Raw genomic sequence first — 243 nt, 5'->3', positions numbered from 1 at the left:
TCGGATTGCTTGTTGCAAATGTGGCTTATCAATTCATTAATTCATATCAGCATAAACATATCATCCCGGGTGCAAAGCTGATCAGTGTGATAGCCTTGGTCGGCGGCCAATTCATCGTAGAGAGGATCTTTACTTTCTCAACCACATTGAGTGTCATCAACAATTTTGTCGGCGGCGTCTATTTCATCTATCTTCTATTAAAGGAGAATAATTCATGGTAGAAGTGAAAAATATATTCAAAAA

1 protein-coding gene is annotated in these 243 nt (G+C 37.9%); it reads left to right on the top strand.

Going from position 1 to position 243, the window contains the following annotated elements:
- Positions 1-221 (top strand): iron chelate uptake ABC transporter family permease subunit (locus ACYP5M_RS26685; protein WP_459735748.1); only part of this gene is annotated, 221 nt, incomplete at its 5' end.
- Between the last annotated feature and the right edge of the window lie 22 nt (positions 222-243).

The sequence above is a fragment of the Peribacillus sp. N1 genome, from assembly GCF_054600815.1.
Note: the sequence above shows the minus strand (reverse complement) of the source record. Positions and strands in the feature narration are given on the sequence as shown.